Annotated in this window: 14 protein-coding genes; 1 reads left to right on the forward strand and 13 read right to left on the reverse strand. The window is 51.2% G+C overall.

The window, feature by feature from the left end; all coding sequences use genetic code 11:
* Positions 1–24: 24 nt before the first annotated feature.
* The 4 genes from AC0VZ8_RS18970 to AC0VZ8_RS18985 form a co-directional block, all read right to left on the reverse strand.
* Positions 25–927: an ABC transporter permease gene (locus AC0VZ8_RS18970; protein ID WP_220687382.1), complete on the reverse strand. Its 903-nt coding sequence runs from the start codon at positions 925–927 to the stop codon at positions 25–27.
* Positions 928–1,020: 93 nt separating this feature from the next.
* The gene (locus AC0VZ8_RS18975; protein ID WP_475484052.1) at positions 1,021–2,649 is read right to left on the reverse strand and encodes an extracellular solute-binding protein; all 1,629 of its coding nucleotides are present in this window, start codon (positions 2,647–2,649) and stop codon (positions 1,021–1,023) included.
* Between the two features lie 447 nt (positions 2,650–3,096).
* Positions 3,097–5,349, reverse strand: a complete 2,253-nt coding sequence (locus tag AC0VZ8_RS18980) for a helix-turn-helix domain-containing protein (protein WP_475484053.1) — start codon at positions 5,347–5,349, stop codon at positions 3,097–3,099.
* Positions 5,350–5,754: 405 nt separating this feature from the next.
* Positions 5,755–6,804: a Gfo/Idh/MocA family protein gene (locus AC0VZ8_RS18985; protein ID WP_475484054.1), complete on the reverse strand. Its 1,050-nt coding sequence runs from the start codon at positions 6,802–6,804 to the stop codon at positions 5,755–5,757.
* A gap of 191 nt (positions 6,805–6,995) precedes the next feature.
* On the opposite strand from AC0VZ8_RS18985, the gene AC0VZ8_RS18990 reads away from it, so the two are divergent.
* The gene (locus AC0VZ8_RS18990; RefSeq protein ID WP_475484055.1) at positions 6,996–7,883 is read left to right on the forward strand and encodes a helix-turn-helix transcriptional regulator; all 888 of its coding nucleotides are present in this window, start codon (positions 6,996–6,998) and stop codon (positions 7,881–7,883) included.
* 167 nt (positions 7,884–8,050) lie between these two features.
* Here AC0VZ8_RS18990 and AC0VZ8_RS18995 read toward each other — a convergent pair whose 3' ends face one another.
* The 9 genes from AC0VZ8_RS18995 to AC0VZ8_RS19035 all read right to left on the reverse strand — a co-directional run bounded on the left by AC0VZ8_RS18995 (position 8,051) and on the right by AC0VZ8_RS19035 (position 20,230).
* Positions 8,051–10,420: a DUF4962 domain-containing protein gene (locus AC0VZ8_RS18995; protein WP_475484056.1), complete on the reverse strand. Its 2,370-nt coding sequence runs from the start codon at positions 10,418–10,420 to the stop codon at positions 8,051–8,053.
* Positions 10,404–12,656 (reverse strand): heparinase II/III domain-containing protein, encoded by a 2,253-nt coding sequence (locus AC0VZ8_RS19000; protein ID WP_071218563.1) that lies wholly within the window; start codon positions 12,654–12,656, stop codon positions 10,404–10,406. The genes AC0VZ8_RS18995 and AC0VZ8_RS19000 overlap by 17 nt, the downstream gene beginning before the upstream one ends.
* Positions 12,657–12,664: 8 nt before the next feature.
* On the reverse strand, positions 12,665–13,432 hold the full coding sequence (locus AC0VZ8_RS19005) for an SDR family NAD(P)-dependent oxidoreductase (RefSeq protein WP_475484057.1): 768 nt from the start codon (positions 13,430–13,432) through the stop codon (positions 12,665–12,667).
* A 15-nt stretch (positions 13,433–13,447) separates the two neighbouring features.
* On the reverse strand, positions 13,448–15,319 hold the full coding sequence (locus AC0VZ8_RS19010; protein WP_475484058.1) for a cache domain-containing sensor histidine kinase: 1,872 nt from the start codon (positions 15,317–15,319) through the stop codon (positions 13,448–13,450).
* Positions 15,316–16,365: a response regulator transcription factor gene (locus AC0VZ8_RS19015; protein ID WP_475484059.1), complete on the reverse strand. Its 1,050-nt coding sequence runs from the start codon at positions 16,363–16,365 to the stop codon at positions 15,316–15,318. The genes AC0VZ8_RS19010 and AC0VZ8_RS19015 overlap by 4 nt, the downstream gene beginning before the upstream one ends.
* Before the next feature lie 110 nt (positions 16,366–16,475).
* Positions 16,476–18,062: an extracellular solute-binding protein gene (locus tag AC0VZ8_RS19020; RefSeq protein WP_475484060.1), complete on the reverse strand. Its 1,587-nt coding sequence runs from the start codon at positions 18,060–18,062 to the stop codon at positions 16,476–16,478.
* Positions 18,063–18,187: 125 nt separating this feature from the next.
* Positions 18,188–19,060: a carbohydrate ABC transporter permease gene (locus AC0VZ8_RS19025; protein WP_098746103.1), complete on the reverse strand. Its 873-nt coding sequence runs from the start codon at positions 19,058–19,060 to the stop codon at positions 18,188–18,190.
* 18 nt (positions 19,061–19,078) lie between these two features.
* Positions 19,079–20,041: an ABC transporter permease gene (locus AC0VZ8_RS19030; protein WP_475484061.1), complete on the reverse strand. Its 963-nt coding sequence runs from the start codon at positions 20,039–20,041 to the stop codon at positions 19,079–19,081.
* 6 nt (positions 20,042–20,047) lie between these two features.
* A complete protein-coding gene (locus tag AC0VZ8_RS19035; RefSeq protein WP_216532209.1) occupies positions 20,048–20,230 on the reverse strand; it encodes a tautomerase family protein in 183 nt (60 codons plus the stop codon).
* Positions 20,231–20,240: the final 10 nt, after the last annotated feature.

A 20,240-nucleotide genomic window follows, 5' to 3' on the forward strand; every position in this document is an offset into this window, starting at 1 on the left:
GTGATACTCCTTTCTGCAAAAACGTTAAATGATGGACTCGTCCGTCAGTTTTTTGGATGCATAGTTGGCTCCAAGGATAAAGACCAAGCCAACGACAGCCTGGAACAGGCCGACCACCGTCGCCAGCGTATACTGCCCCGATTCCAAACCGGTCCGGTACACATAGGTACTCAGCACGTCGGAGTAATCCATGACCGCTTTATTGCCGATGACAAACGGACGGTCAAAACCGATCGAGATCATATTCCCGAGGTTGATGATGAGGAGCGTTACAATCGTCGTCTTCAAGCCCGGCAGCGTGATATACCAGATTCGTTTGAACCTGCCTGCCCCGTCCACTTCCGCCGCTTCAAACAGCTCCTTGTTGATCCCGGTTAAGGCAGCCAGATAGAGGATGGTTCCCCAGCCTGCGCTCTGCCATACACCCGTCGCCAGGTAGGTGATGAGCCATGTATTTTTTTCGGTTAGAAAAGGCACCGAATCAAAGCCGAGCGCCATCAGCATATTGTTGATCATGCCGGATTGCGTGCCAAACACCTGGTATACAATGCCGCCTATAATAACCCATGAAATAAAATGGGGAATATACAATATCGTTTGGGATAAACGTTTGAACCATCGGATTCGGAGTTCATGCAGCATAATCGCCAGAATCAACGGGGCCGGAAATGACACCAAGAGATCCAGCAGATTGAGCATCAGTGTGTTGCGCAGTGTTTTATAAAAGTCCTGTGTCTGGAAGACTTCTCGGAAGGCATCCAGTCCAATCCATTCGCTTCCGGTGATGCCCTGGAAGAAATTGAAATCCTTAAAAGCAATCTGAACGCCCCACATTGGGCCGTATTTGAAAATGATAAAGTAGACCAAAGGCAGAACAAGCAGTGCATATAATTGCCAGTACCGGCGCAGGTAAACGGTTCCTCTCATCTGAATCATCCTCTCCTTGCTCATGACGCCGGGAGCGAAGGGACGGCCTCTTGTATATAGCCGTCCTTTCCCTTGTCCCGCTGCGGAGTATCTTTATTTGGATTGCATCTCCTGATAAACCTTGGTCCGCTCATCAAGAATCGCCTGGCCGCCGCTGACCATGTAATCCTTCATCGTAGCTTCGAACACTTTCTCGAAGTCTTCCGGTTTGGCCATCGCCGTCTTTACGATCATCTCTTCGTATTTGGCTTGGAGGTTCGTGCCGTATTTCGCTTCGGCTTCGATCGGTCGGTCAAAGTTGACCGGCTTAAACGTATCCGTTGCCGCTATTTCGACGGCCTTGCGGTGCAGATCCTGGAACTTCTCCGGGAAGTTGGTCGTCAGCTTCTCCCGGTTCTGTGCCTCGTCGCCAACAAAGTTACCGTTAGCGATAATGGCAATGTCGCCGGAGTTGTAAAGACGATCAATCACATCTTGAGGAGCGTCGGTCTTCATGACGGGAATGCCGTCCACCATTTCATAGTTTTCTCCTTCCACGCCGTTTTGCAGAGCCAGCAGATTGGCAGGATCGGCCATCCAATTCAGGTATTTAATCGCTTCCACAGCATGGCTGCTTGTTTTCGGAATCATGATATACATGCCGTTTGGCGCATATTCGGGCTTCGCGCGCTTGCCTTCGGAGTTGGTGAATGGATCGATCGGTTCCAGTTTGGCATCCGGCTGGTTTTTCAGCAGCGTATCATAGGTGCCGTCCGCATAGTACAAGTTCGGATAATCCTCTGTCAGGAAGCCAGTGAGGCCATTCGTTACATCCTGGGTCAACTGCTTCTTGTCTTCGTCCAAACTGAAGTCACGGCTGATCAGCCCCTCATTGTACAGCTTGTTGAAGAATTGAAGCGCATCCTTGAAGCCCGGAAGCAGGGTCGGGTAGTCATTGGCTCCGAGCTTTTGGAGCTGCGTGTACTTCTGTTCTTCCGTGGTCGGCTGGATAAAGGACCAGATTAACGGATCGTATTGAGCCGGTTCGATTGTCATGCCGAAAGGAATGACCTTTCCGCCGGTTTGGCCCGGATCCTGTTCTTTAAAAGCTTTCAAGACCTCGTACAGCTCATCCGTGGTTTGTGGCACATCCATGCCGAGCTTCTCTAACCAATCGGTACGGATAAAGGAAGAATACTTACCAAGGAAAGCCCGCTTTCCAGGAACGGCAAACTGTTTGCCCATGTACTGGCCGTAACTCATCGCGTCCTCATCGAGGAATTCTTTCAGGTTCGGACCGTGCTCGTTGATCAGATCGGTCAGTTCCGTCAGTCCGCCCTGCTCCGCGTAGCGATTGAAGGTGGGGGTATCGTACGTAAAAACGATATCCGGCACGTTGCCGCCGCTGGCCATCAGAACGTTGAGCTTCTTGATTTCCTCCGAACGGGGTACCGGTACAAATTCCATCTTAATGTTATTAGGAGTTCCAAAGTTGTCCTGGATGTATCTCGTTAGGTAGCTGTCGGTTATGGTGTATGGCTTCGGTGTATTGCCGCGATCAAAAATTTCGACCTTCAGCGTGACCTGCTTACCATCCTTAGAGCCGGAATCTCCGCTTCCGCCTGAGGTATTGGTGCTGCTGCCCGAGTCTGATGAACACCCGGATAATACGACCGTTCCGGCCAACAGCATGACGAGCGAGAGCTTTGCGAGCTTGCCCCATTTTTTTTTGCTTGCCGCCATAGTTACATCCCCTTTTCTTATTTTGATAATTGCCCTACCGTTCGCGCCGTTCTTTTAATTGAATATATCCTGCGGATACATCCCTGCGCTGCTTTGGGATCCATTCATGTAAGCGCTTAACCCGTCGGGTGTCCTCAGTATGCCTCAGAGGCCCGGGTATGACAATAAACCAAATTCCAAACCCCAGAATGCGCATGGTTACACGGTTTCTCGGTTTAGCAATGACTATTTTCGCATCATAAACCGTTTTCACAAGATCGCCTTAAACCTTGCTGCATCCACGGTTTGTTCCTTATGTTGAACGTCCCGCTAAATGAAGCCCCAGGCTTGAAATTTGCCGTGCATATGCAAAAATACGAAACGGGTGCTGCTCCCAATCGGAAACTTCTGCACCCGCTTCTTGATAAACTATAGTCATAAACTGCTTTCGCAATCCAAGCCGCTCGTTTATGATCCCGGCTCCATACCAGGAGACGGCTTCATCTTCAGCTTGCGGTAATCTCCCGGCGTCACACCGGCCGTCCGTTTAAACACCCGCCCGAACGTAATGGCGTTTGCATACCCGATTTTCTCGGCAATTTCCTGTATGGAGAATTCGGTCTCCGCCAGCAGCTCCTCCGCCCGCTTCATCCGCAGTTGAACCAGGAAATCAACGAACTTCATATCGTATTCCATCTTAAACAGATAGCTTGCGTATTTCCCTGAAATCTGAAAACGGTCGCTAAGATGCTTCAGGGACAAATCCGGATCTTCAAAATGCTCTTCGATATAGTGCTTCATCTCGCTGATCATCGCCCGGTAGCTTTTGGTTTCACTGAGCGCAACGTAAGTACGGTAAGTTTCCGTTAACTGATCGCTGATCCTGCCCTGCAGCTCCTCCAGGGTCGCTGCTCCCGCCAGCATATGGTCCTTGCTCTCCGAAAGCTGGTTCCGCAGCTCGCCGGATAACACCCCAACCTCCCGGGACAGCAGCTGTAGCATGCTGTTGACCAAAGAACGGATGATATCATCCTTCAGCCGCTCCTCCTTGAACGAAACGAACATATCCTGCAGACGGGTTCTCCAGCCATCGTTATTTAATCGAAAGTCCTTGACCAGCTCCGAAATTTCCGTCAGATAAGGAAGCAGGTGGCTTAAATCCTCCTTGGACAGCTCATCGCCAACCAAGACACCATGATCCCCCATTACCAGTCTATGGCCGAGCGCCTCCGAGGCGGAGCGGTACGAGGCCCCGATCTCGTGAAGCCCGGTGACCGTACTGCCCAGCCCGAAGCTCAAAGGCAGGCGAAGCTTTTCCTCAACCCAGCCGCGGCATTCCTCGGCAGCATGGATCAGGGCCGGACGAGTCTCGTCTTTTACCTCCGGTAGCGCGATCAGAATACCGACGCGGCTGCCGGAGATCCATTCGAGCCAGCTGTTGAAGCCGGCATTGCGTGAAAGCTCCTGGAACACGTTCATCAAGGCAAACTTCAACACGTTCTGGTCCCGAGCGGTATGAACATCCTGAAAGCCGCTGTAGTCATTGATTTCACCGAGCATCATAACATAGCCAACCGGTTGTTCCGGCAGGGCCATTGGGGTCAGCTCGCTCATCCGCGATTGCAGCTCCTCCTCGTGCTTCTGCCCGCCGATCAGGTCCATAAACAGCTGACTGCGCTGAAGCTGGAGATTCTCGTCCTGCTTTTTGTCATAATCCATGGACCTGTTGATCAGGCTTTCAAGCGCGCTGTCGATCACGGATAATTCATCCTTGGCCGCCTGCGGCATGTTCAGCTGAATGGATTCTATGCGGTTCATCATGGCTTTGATCGGCTGATAATTCCGCCTGCTAATATAAACGATGTAAATAACGGCAAGCACCACGGTCACGAACCCGATGACGACCCAGATATAGGATACGACCGACACCCAGGCATAGAGCTGGCCCGCACGGAGGCCGCTTTCAAAAGTCCAACCCAGCTGTTCCGATTGCAGCATTGTCAGCACCTTGCCTTCTTTGGCCCGGTTATCCTCTCCTGTCTGGGATGCTTCGAAGATCAGCTCCCCGCTGGAATCCAGAATATTCAAAAAGGAAACGCTGTCATTTATCATCGGATTGATCATCTGCTCCAACCGATACATGCTGACGTTTATCACCAGCAGCCCCTGGCTTCCGAAGGGGAGCGGCAAATTTTTGTACATGGAGATGACCTGCTTCGGTTCGTTCTCCCCGAGACCCGTCATGGAGCGTACGGCCGACCAGCCCCGATAATCGTGCTCCTTCACGGCGTGCTCGATAAATGAACGGTCCGGAAAAGACGAGAGGGAGCTCTGCCCGCTGGTGGTCAGCACGGACTGATCCGAATGACGGTACAAATAGACCGATTCAATCATGTCGTTGTCCGTTTGCAGCACGCGAAGTCGTTTCACCAGCGAGTACATCAGATTTTGGTCGGATGACGGGGTACTGAACAGATAGCTTGAGTATAGGGAACTCGTCTCCACTTCGTTCAGCACGTTCATCTCAATGGCATGGATGGAGCGGTCGAGGTCTTCCATAATAAATCTCGTGGATATCCCGTTCGCCTTGGCCGCTTCTTCGCGTGAAGCCTCATTAAACATAATGAAAGAAAGAAATACGATAATGGTAATAGTGATAAGGAAAATGGGAAAATAGGAAAGAAGCAGCTTGCGATACCAGTTTTGCTGCAAAGAGGTCATTCCTTTCTCTTCCAAGTTAAGCGTTTTACTTCTGCTTGTCCTTTATTGTAGCACGGCTTTGTCCCCCACTGGAAGAGGGATGTCTTCAAAGGAAGGACTCCTGAAAAGGCACTTTTTACATGACGCCATGATCATTCTGTTTCGAGAAACGAACTTAGACGATGTGATTAAGGTAAGACTACGAATACTGTCCCCCCTCTCCAATCGGTAACTTCCTCATCATGCGTCATTCCCAGCGAAGAAGCAGGTGCTGTCCTATCATCTTCTTATCATGGTACGCAAAACCAAAAAGCCGCGAATCCCCGCGGCTCCTTGTACCCTATATGTTTTTGTTCCCCAGACAACACATTCCTGTGCAAGCTATCCTCCAGCCAAGGCTAGAGTTGTATGAAAATGCCGCTGAAACTACTCAACTGTTCCCTTCATGAACTCCGATATCATGACTTTCTGTCCCGTCTTGGCACTCTCCAAGGCAGCCAGCACCATCGCCATGCTGTAGACGTTGTCGCTGCAATCCGTCTCCGGCTTGACGCCAGCTTCGAGGGCATGAAACATATGTTCCAGGCAGCCGTGATGTCCGGTCTTCTCCATGACGGGCAGCGTCCCTTCCGTCCGTTCATACTTCCGAATGAAATTTCCTGATTGATCCCCTTCCGCCACGAACTCCGCATAAATCTCATCATGACCGTCCCAGATTGCCGTTCCTTTCTCTCCCGTTACGCGCCATGCGGCCTCCCAGGAGGTCTGTGCGCCTTCGGCACACCAGGAACCGCGGTAATTGAACACGGAGCCGTCCGACATTTCATAGATGCATATCGCCATCGCGTTACCGGCATACCAGGACCCCGGCGGGTTAAACTCCTGACAGTACACGGATACCGGATTGGCTCCGCTGATCATTCGGGCCTGGTCGAAGGTGTGAATGGCCATGTCGAGCAGCAATGGACTGTCCATCAGGTCCCGAAACCCGCCGAAATGGGCGCCCAGAAAAAAATCCGCCCCAATGAAACCGGGTTTTCCAATCGCGCCGCTATCAATCAAATCCTTGAACGCCCTAATTCGCGGATCAAATCGGCGGTTTTGCATGACAGCATGCGTTCTGCCCACAGACTCGACCAGCTTCACGATATCCAAGCATTCCGTCATCGATTCCGCTAACGGTTTTTCGCTGAATACATGGCACCCGTGCTTAAGCGCTACCGTGCTAATCCCATAGTGGCTGGCGGGAATGGTCACATCAAATACGATATTCGCTTCGCTTGAAGTAAGAGCCTCCGTAATATTTGTATAGATGGGACAAGAAAGCCCATGCCGATCGGCAAATGCCTGTGCAAACTTTTCCTGGATATCCACGAGGCCCACGATTTCAACGTCCTCACGCCCTTTTGCATATTCCGCCCATGTATTCGCCATACTGCCGCATCCTGCTATCACAACTTTAAATGTCGTGGTCATGCTTGCTAACTCCCCCTGAATACGTCATATTATTGTAAACCGCTTACAGATCTTTTTCCTAACCCGTTGTCATCATTCCGATATTGGCTTATTGTAAGTGAAGCAACTTCATTATAATGGCGGAACTCAACATTTTCTCTATACAACCTTGTGCATTACCACTCTAATCTTGCGGTTCGAGGTGAATTCGCTTGTCCAATCCAAGAGAGCTTCATGAGAATACGAGACTTGACTACAAAGCTTATCCCGTGCAGGTATTTCATAACTTCTGCTCCCATGCCAAAATGAAAGACTGTATCCTGTATCTCCACTGGCATGAGCACTTTGAGATCATTAGCATGCGCCAAGGACACGCGGTATTCCATATTGATACAACTCCGTATGACGTAAAGGCCGGGGAAGTCATTATCATCCCCGGCGGCAGCCTTCACGTGGGATATGCTCTTGAAGATGGCGACGTACGATTTGATTGTGTCGTGGTGAATGCATCCCTCTTTAACGATTTCCTTCATGATCCGATTCATGCGCGTTATGTCGCTCCCTATATGGAAGGCAGGCTCCGTTTCCCCGTCAAGCCTGCCGAGAGCCACCCAGCTGGCGCAGACTGCTATCCGCTGCTGGATGAAGTCATTGAAGAGCTTGTAACGCGTCGTCCAGCCTATGAGCTTATAACCAAGTCCAAGCTGTACACCCTGTTCGTTCTGCTGGCGCGCACATTCATGCCCGCACCGTTCACGGAGAAGACGGCCGAGCCGTATTTTGCGAATCGGGACCGTTATAAAACACTCATTCAACACATCGAGAGCAACATCGGCGAGAAATTGTCGGTTAAGGCCGCCGCGGCGGAGGTCGGTTTGAATCCGTTTCATTTTTGCAAAATGTTCAAGCGTTTAACAGGGCGCACATTCGTGGATTACGTCAATCTGACCCGAATGAATGAAGCGGAGAGGCTGCTTCGTGAACGAACTTTAACCATCACCGAGATTGCCGGCATCGTCGGCTGCAGCAACCCGAATTATTTTACCAAGCTGTACAAACAGTACAAGGGCATGACACCTTCCCAGGCCAGACTGTTATAGACCCAGATTTCAGAATCAATCCTTAGCGAACTAATCCCGGCATGATCTCCATGATAACGCTAACTGAATCAAGTGCATTGTGACGAATATGCATAAAAAAGACTCAACATCCAGCTGCTTTCGCTGAAGTTGAGTCTATATTCTAAATCGAACCAGCACCTCTAAGATTAATATGCCTTAGGCACCTCGACCTTTCTTGTGTTCCCATCTTCATTCGTGAAATAGATATGAACTCCATGGTCCTGATCATCCAGGAAATACGAGACATATTTACTCTCATCCGCCTTCATGGGAACCAGGAGGGTCGCGATGCGATGGCTTGCCGCAGATTTCGTTTCAGCATGCAGATGCCACTGGTTATCCAGCCCATCGATTTCTTCGGGATCGACATCGGTGAACTGATTATGCTGATTCAGCGACAAGTCGCCGGATGAACTGTACACGAATCGCCCTTCCATTTCCGCTTTGCTGCCCAACACTCGAAACGTCTGCCCCGACAGCTTCATCCGGTTCAGGGTATGAAACAGCCACTCGATGCTGGCTGGCTTGGCGAGATCCACCGTATCCACAATGACAAAATATGATTCGTCAAAAAAATAGATCTCGCGCACATACCGCTCAAGATAAGGGACATTCTCCAGGTAGGCCTGCGTAGCGTTCATGCGGGTATACCCGTACCCTGGTGACGTGTCGACTTGCTCGACCTTCCCGCTGGCCTCTATGCAGAGCACCTTATCTTTTCCCGCATACTGCCCATGGCCATCGATAAGAATATTGTTCGTGGAACGCGTCTGCCTCCGCCAATTCATATGCATCGTGCTTCCAAAAGCGATGTAATATCCACTCTCGATAGCGAGTGGTTCGCCATACGCGTGCAGCAGGAATCCGTTCTGGTCACCGTGACTGTGGCTCATGGAGCCGTAACGGCTGCTCTTTGCCAGCAGCATGATATGTTCATCCGGATCATCCATCCGGTGATGCATTGCCACCCAGTCAATATCCCGGAACCATTTGACGGATTGGATGGTCCCTTCCTTCGCTTCCGAAGCGTTATTGAAAGAAAACGGAACGGTAACAGAAGGTGAAACAGCCTCCACTTGAGGATAATCATGCCGGTACAGCATGTCGTCAAAGCGGAAATCCCACCAGCCGTAATTGTAAAACTTGGTGTCGGCGTCCGTATCCGTTTTGGCTACTTGTTCATAATACCACTGATATAATCCGTTGCCTGTAATGCCTGCAAACTGGCGAATATTGAAAGCCGTCTTCAGACTGACGGGTTCGCCGAGATAGGACTGGTCTCCGAAGCTGGCCCGAATCGTGTCCGGGCTGCTGCAGTAGAGCGGAAAATCGCCCGTGCGCCCAAAGAACGGCCGTTTATAGAAATCAATCGATACGTAGCTGCGAATGAGATTAAGCGCATCAATCACAAACGCCATGCCGGTTGTCCAATAGAGCGGCCCCTCGGCCCAGCCTCCATCTTCTCCGCCCCAAGGCGAATAGAGGCAGGCGTAGTATTCCAGCGTGTAATCCAGCCATGTCTGTGCCTCGGCCTCTTCATGCAGCATGGCAATGCAGGCTGGGACAAGCACGGAGGACAACGAACGAACAGCATGGCTGTCATAAGGAACATGGTGGATTTTCGAGCGCTCCATCACATGGAAGGCCACCTGCTCCGTACGCCGCAGAAGAACACCCCTGACGAGATCAATCTCCTCTGCGGTGAGGTAATCGTGGAGCCAGTCGTATCCCCACGCGAGTGCGCCAACGATCCGGAACGCCGCTTCATCGTTGTAATCCCTGGACGTTGTACCTTCCGTGTCCCACCGGGCCGCGTGAAGCAGCCACGACTTTGCTTTGGCTATCAAAGCATCATCCTGCATAATGACCCCTGCCACGCTTAAGTGCCGGATGGCATACAGCGTTTCTTGGCAATCCATGTACATTTTTCTCCACAGCTTTGCGACACGCTTATTGCCGGGATAACGTTCCGGTTCCGGAATTAACGGCTTATCCAGCCACGGAATGACCGATTTCTCGTAAAAAGCGCGCCAGCCGCAGTAATCATCATCCTGACGTAAATGTTCACGGAACGCCGCCACCCCCTTCTCATCCAGCCATAACCGCGGATGCCCGGTATGCGTCCGTTCATAGCGCTCCCCTCGGTTAGGCAGGGGAGTCTCAGGGAGGCCCTCCGGAACATGAAACATTCGGGATTGGCTCCATGAAGAACGGTTAAGGGCAGCGTCCATCGCATCCTCCCCTTGTTCCCCGGTCAGCAAGGCATAGCGCCAATAATAAGTACCTGCCTCCAGAGCGTGATCCGGAGTGTATAAGTTATAGGGAATCGGCGCGATTGTCATTGTCGCTTCCGTTTCATACGAGGGTGAGGTCGAAATCTGCAGCATATAACGGTCGTTCTCCAGCTGTCCCGGCATCCAGGTGAAACGGGGAGGATTCTCAAGCAGCTTACTCTCTGCATCCGGTTGATATGGCACGGACAACAATCCGCTTTTCGGTTCAAACAAGGTTTTCATCGAGTACCCTCTCCTTCAACCCGTTGTTGGTCATCGTGAAGCATCTCGCGGTCCTGCCATCGGACAAGCTGAGCCAGTCCCCATTCTCCGACCGGTTCCATTCCAATGTCAGCGGCTCCGTACCGATACGGTAGACGGCAATGAAGCGGGCTTGCGAATCTGTCCGACGAAGCCGGATTCCCTCCATCCTTCGGCTGGGATCGTCCGCAATTCCAGGTGACTCCACCTGTGTGCATCCCATCCCCTCAAAGGCGATAAATGAAGTTACCGCCAGCGGCCCTGCTGCATTGGCAATGTGGAGATTGAATTGTAATCCATCCTGGGACAAGACGTGCGTGCAGCTTTCTTTTACATATGCGTATCCATCTTCGTTTCCTAGATCCGTTACAACATGGCCCTGATCAGCATTTGGAAGCCCGCTAAGCTCTCCTTGGCCAATATAATGAAACCACCAATCCACAGCTGCCGGCTCTTCCAATTCCACTTCGAACCAATCCAGAAGCCAGTCATCCGTCAATATCAGGTGCCGGTCCAGGACGCCCTGTTCATAAGCCTGATCGGACCGTACCCAGAGATAAGTAAAATCCGAACCGGATTCATACCGAATGCATTTCCCTTCGGTCGGATTCTGGGAGCGTCGTCCAACCGAGACGGTGTTGTGGCAGGCTGTATGGGGATACCATTCCTTCTTCAGGATCGAACCGTACGGTACGGTACCACGGTCTGGCGATAGTGGCTGGTTCCCGACATGAATCATCAGATTCAGTTTATCGAAGTGACCATGTGATCCACCATGAGGGCCAAAATCGACCAATGCCTGAAGCCCATTCGAATGATTCGACTTCAACAGGGCAAATCCGCTGTGAGGAAGAAAGACCGAAGAAGCGGAAAGATCGGGCAAGTCATTCTGGTTTCTGCCTTCATTGTCCCTTGCTTTCCTTGCTTCCTTTCCTTCAGTTTCATTACCTGCTTGGTTCGCATGTTCTGCATCGCCTGCTCCTTGCACTTCTCGTGTCACTCGGACTTCGATGACGTCCCCGACTTCCCATACTCCTTCCGATGTCTTCCGATGAGAATCCTTCACCTCAGAAGCAGCCATTCCGTATCTTCCATCCCAATGGCCCGTACCGTACAACAGAGCTTCCAGCATGCCGATCCGGCCGGCTTCTCCATTCAATTCACGATACACATTGTCTAACAATCGTCGATAGCTCTTATCCCCATAGACGGATAAACCGATTTCCACAATCTCGGCGATTTCTCGCGCATACGGAGCCCTTCGATAAGGACCGTCGTGAAGTGCAGGCAGGGAGCCGTTTTGGTCAGCCAATCGAACCAGTACCGCCAGCATTCCCTGCATGGATTGGCCTTGCTCTCCCCTCAGGGAAAAAAGCTCTTCACCAACCCGGGTTCCCATCTCCGCCGCAATCAGGTAAGCACGGAGTACGAATACGTGGTAATACACGCTGCCTTCAAATTCAAGCTGATCCGGCCTGATGGCAATGCTGAGATGATGCCGCAGGCCGCCTTCCTTCACGACCAGCTGCCGCAGCTTCTCCGCTTCGCCTTGCACCGCATAGATACTAAACAGCGCGGCAATCAGCCAGGCGGTATAGTTGTTCTCGGGATTTCCGCGATCCTGGGTCAACATATGATGATATTCCGTCATGCTGCTCTCAAGCATATGCAGGAAATGATCAATCTTCCGGCGTTCAGCCTCGTGAAACGACACTTGCGCATCCTCCAGAAGCAGATAGCCGCGAAGCAATGTCGTTGCCCAGACGGCTTCGGTCAAAGCCTGATGGAATGCGCGCCCTTTCAGCATCCAGGGCTGGGCATCCGGGTGGACAGGATAAAGAGGAAATTGCTCCGCGTAGCGGACGATCAGCTTTTTTCCAAGATCGGCGTAGACCTGCTCTCCCGTACCGGCATAAACGGCGGCAGATTGCAGAACGTATCTGGCCATAGCCTGATGCTTGAATACCAGCCAAGCCCCCCTGTACGGTTCCCCCTCCACTTCGCAGCCATAGGGACAACGATAGGAGCTGCAATCGGCTTCCAGCGGATCAAACATCAGTTCCGTATGATGTTCGGGACACACGTATTGGTGCCACCAGCCGCCGGGCTCGACAGGAACATCCAGCTTCCGGTCGATGACCTGATCAAGCTCGGCCTTCAGGATATCGACTGTACGTTCGCTCCACGGATAGAATATCAACTTCGATTTGACCTTCATCCAATCCCTCATCGCATGAACATGCCGCCGTTAATTTCGATCGTCTCCCCCGTTAGATACGAGGACAGCTCGGAAACGAGGAACAGAACGGAGCCGGCGACATCGTCCGGGGTGCCCTCCCGCCCCAGCGGAATGCCCTTGATCGTTGCTTTTCGCGCGTCATCCGGGGTAAAGGTGGCGTGAAACGCCGTCTGTCCGATAAAGCCCGGCGATACGGCATTCACGTTAACTCCGCTTGAAGCGAGCTCCTTCGCTAGTCCCTTGGTATAGCTCAGGACGGCCGCTTTGCTGGCAGCATAAATGCTTGCGCCGGGTCCGCCGCCGTTATGTGCCGCAACGGAGGTCATATTGACAATGCGACCTTGACCTGCGGCTTTCATGCCCGGAATGACGGCCTTGCTCATGAATACCGTGCTTTTCATATTCACATCCATGACCTTGTTGTAGAGCTCCTCGGTCATTTCCGCATTCGCCAGACGCTCGACCAAATGCCCCGCATTATTAACCAGAATCGTAACCGGTCCGCCAAATGCCTTCTCCACATCAGCTACAAGCGCCTCTGCCTGCTCCACATGCGTAACGTCTGCACGAAATGCATACGCCTCGCCGCCAAAACTTTGAATCTCCGCCACGGCTTCTTCGGCGGCTTCCTTGCTGTTCAAATAGTTCAGCGCGACCTTGGCTCCGCTTCTTGCCAGCCTCAATGCTACCGCACGACCGATCCCTCCACTCGAACCTGTGACTAAAGCGATGTTACCCGATAAGTTAATATGCATATTAATCCCTCCTGATTAGGTTTGCAGCTGTTTCAGTCTGCTCTCTTGTTCACGCACTCTTTCCATTCGCGGCATTGTCATGATGATTTTTGTGCCTTGATCCGGCGAACTATAAACTGTTATTCCGTACTCTTCGCCATAAACCATCTGAATTCGCCGATGGACATTGACGATGCCGATTCCGCCCTTGCGCCGGACATGCATTCCGTCGTCATCGTCGACCAGACGGTTTTCCTCGAGCCTCTTGCGCAGTTTAAGAAGCTTATGGTCCGCTATGCCTGCGCCGTTGTCCTCTACAATAACCAGCAAATTGTCCTGTTCTATTCTCGTGTCAATCCGAATGTAATGCCAAACTTCGATCCCTTCCGGAAAAGCATGCTGAAAAATATTCTCGACAATCGGCTGCAAGGAGAGCCTGACCATCTTCTCCAACAGGAGCTCGGGCGGCGTCGCCACCTCGATCTCGAAATCGCGCCCGATGCGATGCTTCAAAATCATCATGTAATGCCGTACATGATTGAGCTCGTTGGCAATGGTGATCTCCTCCAGGTTCGTCTGGATGGAGTATCGAAGCATGAAAGCCATCGCCTCCACCATGTCCGATATCTCGTCGGATTCCTGAACGATCGCATAACAATTGATCGTTTCCAGGGTGTTGTACAGAAAATGCGGATTGATCTGTAATTGGAGCGCCTGGAACTCTGCCCGCTGGCGCTCCAGCTGGATGTCCTGCAGCTCCAGCTGCGTTTTCTGATTGTGGAGCTCCGTGTCATAAACCTGCTCGATCATATCGGACAAACGGCTGACCATGAGATTGTAGCTATGGATCAATCCCCCGATCTCGTCCTCCCGCGGTTTCACGTCGGTGATATGCGTCCAGTTCCCCTTCTCCGTCTGCCTCATCCCGTTCTTCAGATTGCGGATCGGATTGACAATTGATTTCCCGAATCTGTAAGCCAGAATGAGCGCAATGATCAGTGTAACGAAGCCTACGATAATCGTAGTGGACCGAATACCCGAAATCGGTGCCCGGAGTTCATCCAGCGGCATCATAATGACGAGGCTCCAGCCCGAATACTCGGACTGGCGCGAAATGATCATCGTTTTGTCGCCAAGCACCGGTTCTATGAATCGATGATCGCCTTTGGCGATAATCCGATCTGGCAGGTCGGTGGAAGTAATCGCGTCCATATCCACGTGCTCAGGGGCATAGACAACTTCGCCTTCGCGATCCAGGATGAAGAAGAAGCCCTGCTCCCCGAGATCAACGCCGTTCCATAAACTCGACAGCTGGTCTTCATTGAACTCAACCGCCAGCACGCCTTTCACGTCGTACGAATTCATTCCCCGGATTTTGCGCGCTACCGTGATGACGTTGTCCCGATCCTTCTCCAGCAAGCTGGTCTTCAATATGACGATCTCCCCGTTCTCCGGCGTCTTCTCCCTGAGTTCGCGAAGGCGGCCTGACGGATCAATCGACATAGCAGAGAAGCTCTGATTCTGATCAAAAATCGCTCTGCCATGAAACCCGAGTATATACATCATGTGAGTCTGCGTCGGATATTGTATTAAGATCTTCTGAAAGACATCCTTGCGGATAAGATTGGTAAATCGGTAATGTTCATAGCTGTCGCTTGGGTCCATATCCATAAAGCGTTTGACCGAATCCTGCAGCAAAATCGTATTGCTGATCCGCTCGAATATCTGCAGCTGGTTATCCGTTTGCCTTGCCGCGTTTGTGATAACAGTGGTCATATACTTCTCAACCTGTTCATCGATCGCTTCGGATGATTTGATATAGAAGAATACGCCAACCGTAGAAAGCGAGAACAATATAACGATAAAGAAGTACAAGAAGATTTGACGAGACAGGCTCTTGCGCATCATTCGATCCCCAGCAGCTCCCGGTATTCGGAAGGGGTGTAACCGGTGACCTTCTTGAAGGTCTTCGTAAAATGGGGATGATCCGCGTACCCTACTTCGAACGAAATATCCGTAATTTTATAATGCGGAAGGGCGAGGAGCTTTTTCGCTTTCTCCATTCTTTTCTTGATCCGGTAGTGAACAAAGGTCTCGTCCGTCATCTGTTTAAACAGCTGGCTGAAATAGGACGGGTTGAGCCCAAGCATATCGGCAACCTCATCAAGTGAGAGATCACGGGACAAGTTGCGCTCGATATAAGCCTTCGCTTCTTCTACAGGCTCTTTGGCATTTCCTTTCCGCTTGTCGCGTATGAGCTTCACCGTCTGATTCACGGCCATGCGAAATCTCTCGAAATAGTGATGGTTCCCTCCGGGCGCAGACCCCGTGATGCCTGTCCTACGTTCAAACGAATACACATCCCGGCCGTTTAACTGCTTGATCAGTTTCGCATACAGTTCATCCAGCAGTTCCTGAAGCTGAATCGATTCAAGCCTGCGTTCGTTGCAGTAATCCTCGATTTCTTGCAGCTTGTGCTGGATATCGTTCATTTGTAAAAGCCATACGGCCTGTTCCAGCTGCTCCAGCCAGTCCTCCAGCTTGGAGAGTGGAAAATAAATCCGCTGCTTCTCTTGCATAGACTTTCGATCCGCCATCAATTTATTCATGGTGTTATGTACCACCGATTTGGTCACAGGCTTGAGCAGATACTCCTTAACTCCATACGACATGCATTTCTGGGCGTATTCGAAATCACCGTAACCGGAGATGACAACGACCGTGATATCGCCGTATGTTTCATAGAGCTGCTTGCTGAGCTCCAGGCCGTCCATCTTGGGCATTTTGATATCCGTAAAAATGAAGTCCGGTCGTGCCGTCTGAATGGCTTCCAATGCTTCCATGCCGTTGCCGGCCGTTGCCGCTTGAATCATGGCTGGGTCCGTCTGCGTGATCAGTTTCGCCAAGCCCATCCTTATCATAGGTTCATCATCAACGACCAGAATGCGGTACATTACCCATTCCCCTTTCAAGACAGCGAGAGTAGTTTAGCTTTAGCAAGATACTCCTCTGCTTAGGCAAGCAGAGGAGTCATTCTTCAACACTATACTAAAACATGCTCCACTTATTCGAAAGCGTTTTCTTTCTCGTTATATCGTTTCGTAGCCTCCTCAATAATCTCGCTGCCCCCTTTGGACAGATACTCCTCGAGCACCTTGCTGTAGTTATCGATAGGCTCTCTGCCGTATACCATGCGGAGCACATGCTCCAGAATCAGCGGCGGCAGTTCATCCGACTTCGGATTCAGCTCCGGATATTTCACCATCGCCTCCAGTCGCGGATCGAATTCAATGCCGCGGCGACCCTCGTTCGAAAGCATGTTATCAAAAGCATCAATCAGCTCTTTGCCGGAATCGGACAACTCGGATACGCGTTTGTTATAGGTTGTATCCTGCACCAGCCACAGCCAGTAGTTCAGATAACGCATCTTATCCGCACCTGCCGCGTCCGTCGGAACCTCGAAGACCGGCTTGCCGTCGGTTACCTGGTAATCCTCGCCTTCAATGCCGAAGCTGAAGAACAATTCCGCATCTTCGCTGACCATCCAATTGAAGAACTTCACGATATCCTCGGCTTTATCCTTCGCCTTCGCATTGATGAAGAAGGAGCGCGTGACCGGATTGTAATGAGCATATCCCCCTTTGCCGTCAGGCCCTACCGGCGAAGGAATCAACGCTACTGTCGCGTCCGGGACATTCTCCTTCAGCTGGGTGCCCCAAATCGGAAGCTCATTCGCGTTCATGGACCACATGCCGGCTTTGCCGCTCGTGACGATGGATTTGAAGTCCGCGCTTTCAATCGTCGCGAATTCCTTGCTGATCAATCCTTCCTCGTGCATCGTCTTATAGATCTGAATAGCTTGCTTCATATTTTCTTCATCGAAGAAGGTTGGCTTTACTTTGCCGTCCGGGAACACCTTGAATTGGTTCAGGTAACCCAGCACGTCATAGGCACCGAAGAAGGTATCCGCGTATTTGAAATTCTGGCGTCCGGCATAAGGCTGCTCCACCCCGGCTTCTTTGAAAGCGCGCAGCACATCCATCGTCTCTTCCACCGTTGTCGGGATCTTCTTGCCTACTTTCTCCAGCAGGTCGGTCCGAATCCATGTGGCGCGTCTGGACGGATTGGACAAGATCTCGGGAATCCCGTAGATATTACCCGTCTTGGAATCCGTCATCCGCTTCCAGGCTTCCTCGGGTATAAACTTGAGCAGGTCCTGCCCATGCTCCTGCAGGAGGTCGTTCAGCGGGAGAAAGACTCCGTTCTCCACGGCACCCGCCAGCTCGGGACCGCTGATTCCGCCAGTGCCCTGCACCACATCCGGAATGTCATTTGTCGCAAACATTTGCACCATTTTATCCTGATATTCGTTATGCGGAATCAGGCGGATATCCAGGTCCGTGTTCGTCATTTTCTCTAGCTCCAGCACGTACTTATCCTTGTTGATATCCGGATTCTTCTCGACGTAGGATACGTTAAGCGTCCGCATCGAAATGGAGAATTTCGTTGGCCCTGCTTCACTTCCGCCTTGCCCGTTGCTGTCACCTCCGCCGGCATTGGCTCCCCCGCCTCCGCCATTATTGCCCGAACAACCAACGAGCATGGCCAGTACGAGACCTGACGTAAGCATACGTGTCCAACTTTTTCTCATGAATACCCCTCTTTTCAAGCTAATATAGTCGCTCATAATAGCGCTTTCAAACTTAATATCAGTATAGAGAGCCGTCTGGGCGGGAACAAGGAATGTCTTTGGCTCGGTTTGTCGTTTTTTTAGGATTACTCTTTGATCGATCCAATCATCATCCCATGAATGAAGAAGCGCTGCAGAAACGGATACAAGAGAATGATGGGCACTGTGGCTACCAGAATAACCGCCATTTGTATGCCTTGTACGGACTGGGAACTTGCCTCGAATGCAAGGTTCCCCGTATCGGTCAGGCCCTCGTTCACCAGAAGCTCCCTTAATTTTACCTGCAGCGGATACTTGGCGCGATCATTGATATAGTAGAGGGCGTCCATGTATTTGTTCCAATTGGTTACGGAGTAGAATATCCCTACTGTCGCCAGCGCCGGTTTGGATAACGGAAGCACGATGCTCCATAGCGTACGGACCTCGCTGCACCCGTCAATTCGGGACGAATCGATCAGTTCGCTCGGAATTTGGGTGAAGAAGGTTCGAAGCACAAACAGATTGAATGCGCTGATCGCCGATGGCAGCATCAAAGACCATAGCGTGTTGACGAGATTCAGCTCGCGCATCAGAATGAATTGCGGGATCAGCGGTGCCGTGAAAATCATGGTCATCAGGATGATAATCATAATCGTTTTTCTGCCCACGTATTCGGGCCTCGAGAGCGGATACGCCAGCGAAGCGGTTGCTGCCAGATTGATGAAGGTTCCGAATAGCGTAATGTAGACGCTGATCCCGAATGCCCTCCAGATGGAGATATCGTTGAACACATGCTGGTAGTAGGCAAAGGTAAACTCCACCGGCCAGAACATCACTTCTCCGCGATCGATAGCGCCCGGGCTGCTGAATGACTGGGCAATGACATTAAGAAAAGGGAGCAGCATGGTGAGTGCAAGAAAGGTAAGGATGATATAGTTCACGACAAGAAACAGTTTTCTGCCTGCACTGTCATATTTCACGTTGGTTGTCACTCCCCTCTAATACAGCGACTCGCCGGTCGCTTTCTTGCTGATGGTGTTTGCAATGGAAATCAGGAACAAGCCGACAACCGATTTGAACACCCCGATGGCGGTTGCATAACTGTACTGAAGCTGCTGCAAGCCGGCTTTGTATATGTACGTGTCCAAGATTTCGCTTGACTGAATGTTGAGCGGATTCTGAAACACGAATACGCGTTCAAACCCATAATCCATGAAGTCCCCGATTTTGAGCAGGAACAGGATCGTTATCACGGGAAGCAGCGCCGGCAGGGTAATGCTGAGCGTCTGGCGCCATCTCCCCGCTCCATCGATTTCGGAGGCTTCGTAGAGGTCCGGATTAATGCCTGCGAGCGCCGCCAGATAAATGATGGTCCCCCATCCGACATCTCTCCATAGTCCTGAGCCCACCAACACCGTTCGAATGTAGGAATCTTCGCCAAGGAAATAAATCGGATCGATGCCGAACCAGCCGAGCATTACGTTCACGATCCCCGACGATGGAGACAGGATACCCACAAAGATACCGCTTACAATGACCCATGACAGAAAATGCGGCGCATAGAATATCGTCTGGACAATTTTCTTGTAAACGACCTGGCGCACCTCATTGAGTAATAAAGCCAAAACGATGGGGGCAGTAAAAGCAAACAGAATGTCATATGTACCCAGCAGAAGTGTATTCCGCAGAATTTTCAAAAAATCATAGTGCTGGAACATTCGTTGAAAGTGCTCTAGGCCCACCCAGGGACTTCCGGTCACGCCTGCAAACAGATTGTAGTTTTGAAATGCGATCACGGAGCCCATTAACGGAACATACTTGAATAATCCGAAGAACAGCAGTCCCGGCAGAGAAATGAAGTACAGCGCTCTGTATTTCCACATGAAGCCGAGTAGTCTTCTGCGTTTATCGATCTTTCCCTCCAGATTCGGGCTAACTGCCGCTTTGCTTGGCTCAGCCATCTGTCATCACCTCTTGTTTCTCAAATTGGCCGGTGCGTTATCATCAATCGGAATTTCGTCAAACTGAATGCTGATAAATTCAGGCTCACGATCAATGATCCGGGACAACTCCCTGGTAAAAACATCAACGATTTCGTCTTTCTGCTGATCCGTGCGTCCTTCATACATTGTAATCGTAATTTGCGGCAACGGCTTTCGC

Source organism: Paenibacillus sp. QJM3NY_38 (assembly GCF_056173265.1).